This window comes from Rothia nasisuis (assembly GCF_928381405.1).
Classification (GTDB): Bacteria; Actinomycetota; Actinomycetes; order Actinomycetales; family Micrococcaceae; genus Rothia; species Rothia nasisuis.
The window spans coordinates 22,863-30,510 of sequence record NZ_CAKMSB010000018.1 but is presented as its reverse complement, the minus strand read 5'-3'; the positions used below and the strand labels follow the sequence as shown (position 1 = coordinate 30,510).

At 53.4% G+C, this 7,648-nt stretch carries 5 protein-coding genes; 3 read left to right on the top strand and 2 right to left on the bottom strand.

All coding sequences use genetic code 11. From position 1 onward, the window contains the following. Positions 1-435: 435 nt before the first annotated feature. Together L6966_RS11265 and L6966_RS11260 are read right to left on the bottom strand one after the other, a co-directional pair. Entirely contained in the window at positions 436-1,116 is a 681-nt protein-coding gene (locus tag L6966_RS11265) for a DUF6318 family protein (RefSeq protein ID WP_237225194.1), read from the bottom strand. A 239-nt stretch (positions 1,117-1,355) separates the two neighbouring features. Next, the gene (locus L6966_RS11260) at positions 1,356-2,810 is read right to left on the bottom strand and encodes a hypothetical protein (protein WP_083090891.1); all 1,455 of its coding nucleotides are present in this window, start codon (positions 2,808-2,810) and stop codon (positions 1,356-1,358) included. 401 nt (positions 2,811-3,211) lie between these two features. On the opposite strand from L6966_RS11260, the gene L6966_RS11255 reads away from it, so the two are divergent. From L6966_RS11255 to L6966_RS11245, 3 genes are all read left to right on the top strand, one after another. Continuing rightward, entirely contained in the window at positions 3,212-3,358 is a 147-nt protein-coding gene (locus tag L6966_RS11255; protein ID WP_237233400.1) for a hypothetical protein, read from the top strand. Positions 3,359-3,453: 95 nt separating this feature from the next. Next, entirely contained in the window at positions 3,454-3,849 is a 396-nt protein-coding gene (locus L6966_RS11250) for a (deoxy)nucleoside triphosphate pyrophosphohydrolase (RefSeq protein ID WP_237233399.1), read from the top strand. Positions 3,850-3,854: 5 nt separating this feature from the next. Next, positions 3,855-6,761, top strand: a complete 2,907-nt coding sequence (locus L6966_RS11245; protein ID WP_237233398.1) for a DEAD/DEAH box helicase — start codon at positions 3,855-3,857, stop codon at positions 6,759-6,761. Positions 6,762-7,648: the final 887 nt, after the last annotated feature.

The following is a 7,648-nucleotide window of genomic DNA, read 5'->3' as shown; positions in this document are numbered from 1 at the left end:
GGTCTGTTGGGCTGGTGGGGTCTGTTGGGTCGGTGGGGTCTGTTGGGTTGGTGGGGTCTATTGTGCGGGGTGCGCAGAGGTAGGTGGCGCCGAGGTTGTCGGTGATGATGCCTGGTGCGTCGTTGGGGTCGCGGCAGGGGATTACTGCGGGAGCGCTTCTGCTCACAGGGTTGCCGGTAGTTGACTGTTGAGCCGATTCCCCAAAATAACTAGTCAGTGTTTCTTGTGAAGGTCTACCGGCATGGTTGTTGCTCCCGCCAACTCCCAAAAAACTTTCGCTACTAATTTCGGTAAGTTGGCTGCTATTTTCTTTGTATGATATATCAATTCTGTCTCTAGATATATTTCCCTGATATGAAGAATGGGAGGGGTTAGATGTGAGCAATATTGAGACACTGATTAGGGCGATTGTCGATGCCAGTGTAAGTTTTTTCCTCATAGTTCTCCCTCCACAAGGATTACATTGTTTAAAATCCATTTCCCTTCAACAAAAGAAACATCGAAATAAATTCCTTGTTGCTGTGATTCTGAATTATCGTATGATGTCATTTCTCCTTCTAGGTGAACTCGTGAGTTATCCACGGGCATATTTCCAGCCCACGTGTATTTTCCTTCCCCATGCGATAGTAAGAGCGAGTCACCTAAGACAATGGTTCGGTGCCCTCCCTCTATCCAGCCGCCACGGGTGTAGATTTCTTCAACCCAGGCATAGAACTTGAGGTCTGATTCATATGAATCAGCTACTAGCGGATGTGTTGTGGTGAAGTCTCCGGTCTGCACTCCATAGTTGACTGTCTCTACCCAGTAGCCCAGGAATTTCTCTAGGCCTTCGTCGCTTTCGATGTTCATGCCTTCGGGGCGTGTGGGGCGGGGGACGTTTTGGGCTGGGCCGTGTTGGTCGGCCGGGCGGTATTCTCCGGCTGGTGCTTTGGAGCCTCCGGAGTAGTTGGTCTCGCTACTGGTGGTGGGGTCGGGTGTGGGGATGTGGCCGCTGGAGGCGGTGGTGCTGGTTTCGGGTGTGGGGATGTTGTTTGTGTTGTTGGGGTTGGTGCAGCTGGTGAGGGTGAGTAGGGCGAGGGTTAGGGTGGCGAGTGCTGTGTGTTGGGTGTGTTTCATGGTGGGTTTCCTGGTGACGCCGTTGTGGTTAGGTGTTATGTGTTTTTATAGTGCTGGGTTTGTGCCTTGGCAAGGGGTGTGTGGTTTGTGACGGTGTGTTACGCGGGCTGGGTCTGTGTGGGTAGGTGGTTCACGGGTGCTCGTGTTGTTCAGTGGCCCTGCCCCCCAGCTCCCAGCCCCCAACGTCCTAACCCCAGTATCCAGTACCCCCCAGCACCTAGGTGCTGAGCGTGATTGGGCTAGCTGGTGCCGGCGTCCGCCTCTCCCTCCAGAGAACGGGGCTGGGCGCCTTCACCCGTAGCCGCCTGATCCCTATCTGCTGCGACCTCGTCAACGGTGCGCAGGGTGCCGTCCTCCTCGCTCTTGAAGAAATCTTTACCGTAGACCAAGGCCACCAAAATAATCCCGGCCACAAAACCCCAGGTCGCCCCCTGGGTGGCGAGCACGGCACCGGTCACACCGGCGATGCCCAAATCCTTCTGATTACGCGATTCCATGATGCCCACGCGAATGCTCACAAAGCCCTGAATAATCAGCGTCAGCGCCAGGCCAACAGCGAGAATGGGCTCCACAAGCGTGATGACGGGCAGCAGGAGCAGGCCGGTATTGGTGCCCCAGCGAAAGGAGCCCGCGCCGCCGAAGATAGAACTCATGGCCTTCTTGCCCTGCTTGTAACGCTCAACAATGACCACGTGCATGGCGGCCCAGAGAGGGCCGCACATAGCGATGTCCGGGCCGATGACGCTCATGAGCGCGTTGCGGCCGCCGAAAATCAGGTGGGCGCGATTGGGGCTATACACTACAGCCTCGTCCTTACGTACCTCGTCGGCTTCGCTCAGAATCGATTTGGCCTGTAGGGTGTCGCCAAAAACCACGATGTAGGCGGCAAGCATGGTCGGGATAGCGGTGAGGAACATGGACGCTGACGGTAGGCCGATGCCGAACACCGTGTAGTTCTGCCAGAGCCCGGCGAAATCGGGTGAGCTGAAGCCCCACTCAATCTTGGGCCAGCTGGCTTCGCCGACCAAGGGGGCAACGATGACCGCGATTAGGATGGAGGGCAGAATGCCTAGGGAGGCAAGGAGCCGCCAACCGGCGCCCCGTTGGCGTAGGCTGGCGAAGGCTTTGGAGTACATGAGGAAGAAGGCCACACCCACAGCCACGGTGATGGTGACGGGGAAGAGGTGAAAGCGGCCGCCCTCTTGGAATACGGAGTAGATGGCGGCAAAGCCTGCGCCAATAATGATGCCAGAGCGCAAGGCCGGTGGAATCACGCTGACCACCCGCGAGGCCATGCCGGTAGCACCGAGCGCTATGGAGAACACGCCCAGGAGCAGTTGGAAGGCGATGAGTGCGTGCACCCGTTCGGGGCCCTCGGGGAAGCCTTGCACGTAGATGACGAGCAGGGGGATGGCTGGGGTGATCCAGCCGGGGACGACGGGGTCGCCGAGTAGGTGGTGCGTCAGGTAGAGCAGCCCGTTGAGCAGGACGACGGCGAGGGCGACTTCGAAGGGCATGCCGAGGGCGTCAACCATGAGGGGGATGGCTGCCAGGTCAACGGCGCACATGAAGAGGCCCTGGGTGTAGTCCTGCCATTCGAAGCGGTAGTGAATGAAGGGTAGGCGAACCTGAAAGGGGCCGACTTTCCAGTGGGGTGGCACTTTTCCGATGCCGTCTGGGTGTTCGGTGTGCATGATTCTCACTCCGTTGTGATGGGGCTATTGGTGTGTTGGCAGGTGGGGTACCAGCCAGCTGTACCAGGGTATGCCCCATCATAGTGTGAGCTAGGTCATTTTGCACCGATGTGCGGTGGTGGGGTGGTGAATTTAGCCAGTCATGTTACGGTGGGGCGCACGCTCCGGTCGGCGTAAAGATCGATAGGGTTGGGGCTGGGAAAGCACGGAATCAGAAGAGAACCTGGGTGAACATGAGGCAAGCAGGTAGCAGTCAGAATACTATTGAGCCTGCTTGGTCGGGGCATCTTTTGAACTATCAGTACCTGCAACCGTCTCAGAGTTGCCCAGTTCATTCTGACCTGATGCAGTGTGGTGAATTTGAAAGTGAACACAGAGTCGATAGTGAAACAGGGGAGTGCATGGTTGAGGGGTGGGTCTTCTTGGGAGGCCTCTACTACATATCTAACGAACAGCGGGCCGAGGAGCTCTGCCGCAGGCTGTGGGGAGCGGGTATAGAAGAGGTTTATTCCGATGAAACCGAGGACGTGTACTACAGCGAGTGGTAGTTTTCCTCTCAACTAGCCGGTGTCTACCTAGCATCTCTCCATATCACCTTCTATGCTGCTTTAAGGCAATAGAACACATGGTTTTGAGGAGAGAAATGAAGAAGACTATTAACGTAGTCGGCGCGGTTTTTATCAGGGACGGGAAGATTCTCGCAGCTCAGCGGAGCGAGAAGATGTCCTTGCCTCTGTTCTGGGAATTTCCCGGTGGAAAAATTGAACAGGGGGAGTCCCCGGTTGAGGCATTGAAGCGAGAACTGCGTGAAGAACTTAACGTGCTTGCTGAAGTAGGCGAACATGTGGAAACAACAGTTTATGAATACGACTTTGGGGCTGTAGCTCTACGGACTTACTACTGCACCCTACTTGCGGGGGAGCCTGAACTGACTGAGCACGCTGAGATTCGGTGGCTTGCTCCCTCGGAGCTTTTTTCAGTTGAGTGGGCACCGGCCGATGTGCCTGCTGTTGAAAAAATCAATGAGAAGTTGAGGTAAACGAGATGTTGCACCAGAACCTTGCTTCTGATGTGCTTGCTTGTGATACACGCTATGGGTATATCGATAAGCAGGTAAAATCTCATCGCCTTTATAACCCCGTGTTGTTCGATAACTCTCGAGGCAAGACGATGTTAGAGGCGTTGGTGCATGAGCTTAGGCGTTCCAGTAGCTTCAAATTTGCGGTTGCCTTTATTACCTCGTCTGCTCTGGCGATGCTCAAACAGGTTTTCCTAGATTACAGAGGCCAGGGCACTATTTACACATCTACCTATCTGGGCTTCAATGACCCAGAGATGTTTGAAGAACTGCTCAAACTTGAAAATATCGAAGTTCGGGTACTCACAGACCCCATCGATGCCTTCCATAGCAAGGGCTATATTTTTCAACATGAGGGGTTTGTTAAAACTTCGACTGCCATCATTGGTAGCTCAAATTTAACCCGGTCAGCCTTACTCTCAAACACCGAGTGGAATCTTCGCTTTTCTGCTTTTAATGATGGTCATATTATTGAGCAACTTGAAGGCGCAATTGATCGTTTGACGTGCCGCTCTGAACTGCTGACCCCTGAATGGATTAGGGCCTATGAGCAACTACCTCGGGCTAAGCGTGACTCCATCGTTCTAGAAAACGAAGCAGACCGCATTGTTCCTGTAGGTAGAATTGAGCCGAACCAGATGCAGCGTGAAGCCTTGGACCGAATCAAGAAGGTCCAGCTCAAGGACCAGAAGCGAGCTTTGGTTATTTCTGCCACTGGAACAGGCAAGACGATCCTCGCTGCGCTTGCGGTTCGAGAGGCCCGCCCCGAACGCATACTCTTTCTAGCGCACCGTGAACAGATTCTGAACAAGGCAAGGGAAGAGTTTCAAAAAGTTTTGGATCATGAGCCCCCAGAGGCTTTCGGCAAGTATGTTGGCCTAAGCCGGGATGATGAAGCCAGATACCTTTTTGCCACCGTGCAGACTCTCTCAAGGCCAGATACCCTTCAGCGGTTCACCCCTGACTATTTTGATTACATTGTGGTTGATGAGGTACATAGAGCCGGCGCTGATACGTACCGCACGATTATTGATTACTTCAAGCCCAGGTTTTTGCTTGGCCTCACCGCGACCCCTGAACGCAGTGACGCATTCAATATCTATGGGTTATTTGACTACAACGTTCCTTATGAGATTCGGTTAAACCGTGCTCTGGAGGAAAACATGTTGGTTCCCTTCAGCTATTTTGGCGTAAGTGAGTACGTCAGTTCTGATGGTCAGACTATCGAAGAGAGTGCTGACTTAGCCCGTCTGGTTCTTGAGAGCAGGGTGGATTACATCGTCGAAATGATTGAACGGTATGGGCACACTCGAAATGTGCGCGGCCTGATGTTCTGTAGTAGGAATGATGAAGCCGAGCTGTTGAGCGCTGAACTGAATAAGCGGTATGTGAATGGGCGCCTCCTGCGCACACAAGTGCTAACAGGTGCACACTCGCAGGCTGAACGCGAGGCCGCTGTGCAGCGCTTAGAAATAGGCAGAACCGATTACATCTTGACGGTAGACATCTTCAATGAAGGCATAGACATCCCTGCTGTAAATCAGATAGTGATGCTACGTAGTACACAGTCAGCAATTGTGTTCACACAGCAGCTGGGGCGTGGCCTGCGCAAGTCAGCTGAGAAAACGCATCTAAGGGTTATCGATTTTATCGGTAATTACAAAAATAACTTCCTCATTCCCATAGCCCTGTTCGGTGATAGGACTTTAGATAAAGACGTTATACACCGGCAGCTTGACGGCACTCGTCAGGTTGGTGTGCTGGCAGGCGTCTCCAGTGTGAGCTTTGAGGAGGTAGCGCTCGAACGAGTCTTAAAGTCATTGCAGTCAACCAAGTTAGATTCAATGGCAAAGCTCAAAGAGGCTTATGTGGAGCTGAAGTACCGCTTGGGCAGAGTGCCTACGCGTATGGACTTTGCGCGTTTCGATACCCCTGACCCCACTGCCTTTATCTCAGGTAGAGACCGGCCTTCTTTCTGGCATTTTTTGAAAAAGGTAGATGGGACTCATGTTCCAGACCTTTCGGAGGCGGAGCAACGGTATCTGATGTTCCTTGACAGGGAACTCATGAACGGTAAAAGACCTCACGAGTTGTTACTTCTCAAGGAGCTCTTGACCGGAAAACCGGTTACGAAGGCGGAGTATAAGCAACTGCTCCGTGGATACGGGGCCAGTACTGCTGAGATGACGACTAGGTCTGCACTGAATGTCCTCTCCCTTGATTTTTTCACTGAAAGAGAGAGGAAGAGCTATGGAAATAGCCCAATCGCTACTTCAGGTAATGACGGTCTGACTATCTCTCAGGAACTGATCCATCTGTATTCAACGAATGTTGAATTTAAGAACCAGGTTGACGATTCGATAGAGGCTGGCCTGTATCTGAACCAACATCAGTTCAATAGAGCAGGTGAACTTCAGGTGGGCAAACGGTACAGCCGAAAGGATGTGTGCCGCATCCTCAACTGGCCCGGTAACTATGAGTCTACGATGTATGGCTATAAGGCTGACATTGCCACCGCCACCTGCCCAATCTTTGTGACCTACCATAAGAGTGATGACATAGATGAGGCGGTCAAATACCGGGATCATCTGGATGATGAACAGACGCTTTCATGGTTCACCAAGCACGGACGAAGGACGACCAGTAAGGTGGAAAGTAAAATTATTTCAGGCGAGTATGACCTTGAAATCCTCATTAAAAAGGATGATTCTGAAGGCGCTGACTTCTTCTACCTTGGTAAGGCTGAGCCCCGAGATGCTGTTGACTCAACTATTGGAGCCGGGGAGCAGACAAAACCTATTGTGAATATGAAGCTGGACCTGCAGACTCCTGTAGAGCCCGTATTGTATGAGTACCTTACCTCACCTTCGTAGGCCCACTTAGCTCCAGAAGGGTTGCCCGTCGGGCGCTGGCGTCCTTATCCGCATTGCGCCGCCTACGGGGCGCGTCCTGTGCATGGCGCAGCCCCGTTACCCTGCTCAGCCTCACCCCCTAGGTGCACGCTACTCTCTAGCCGGTTTGGCAAGTGATGCCAGCACACAATAAATCACAGAAGTCACAAGAAACGAGGTGAGTGTTGCCCCCAGCGGAGATTCCCAACGGTAGGCAAACACCCAAGCCGTCAACGATCCCAGCGCCCACGCACCAACTGCCGGAAGGCCAAGCATGAATCCGTGAGCAGGGTTGTGACCACTAGATTTGCTGCCAGCCAGACGCCCATAATACGCGGAGCCGTAGAGGATTTAGCGCCAGATCTCAGGAGCTCTGTATTGAGCACGGGCTGGGGTTTAGTGAACGGTGCTGACATGAGAACAATACTAAGTGGCGTGAATAACAAATCAAAGCGAGACAGCCCTCAGGTAGAGCCCCACCTGATTTTGCCCCGGCCAATCCTGCCCCGTCGGCCGCTCCCGCTCCACCTGCGAGTGCAGCACGCCGACTACTGCATGTACCCAGGGTCACGGGTCGCGCTATAACCCCTTAGGGGTGGTAGACGGGGTAGGATGCTGGGCTGTGGGGTGTAATTGTGACAAAAGATGCGCGCTCGGTGGGTAATACTGGGAAACACAACGGATTTTGTAGGCTTATTTGTGGTAACCTGAGCCCTGAATATTGTGAGCAGGCCGTTGCACTGCTGGAGTTCTTCTGCGCGTAAGCCTGCCAGAGAAGACACCCCCCCGGGCTACCCGAGCTTCTTAACAAGGGAGGCGCTTATCTTCGATGCTAAGAGAACAGACAGCTCAAACAATCAGTTGTACCG

Coding starts and splice junctions, on each gene's coding strand:
- L6966_RS11265 (WP_237225194.1), bottom strand. CDS start 1,116: ATGAAACACACCCAACACACAGCACTCGCCACCCTAACCCTCGCCCTA.
- L6966_RS11260 (WP_083090891.1), bottom strand. CDS start 2,810: ATGCACACCGAACACCCAGACGGCATCGGAAAAGTGCCACCCCACTGG.
- L6966_RS11255 (WP_237233400.1), top strand. CDS start 3,212: ATGGTTGAGGGGTGGGTCTTCTTGGGAGGCCTCTACTACATATCTAAC.
- L6966_RS11250 (WP_237233399.1), top strand. CDS start 3,454: ATGAAGAAGACTATTAACGTAGTCGGCGCGGTTTTTATCAGGGACGGG.
- L6966_RS11245 (WP_237233398.1), top strand. CDS start 3,855: ATGTTGCACCAGAACCTTGCTTCTGATGTGCTTGCTTGTGATACACGC.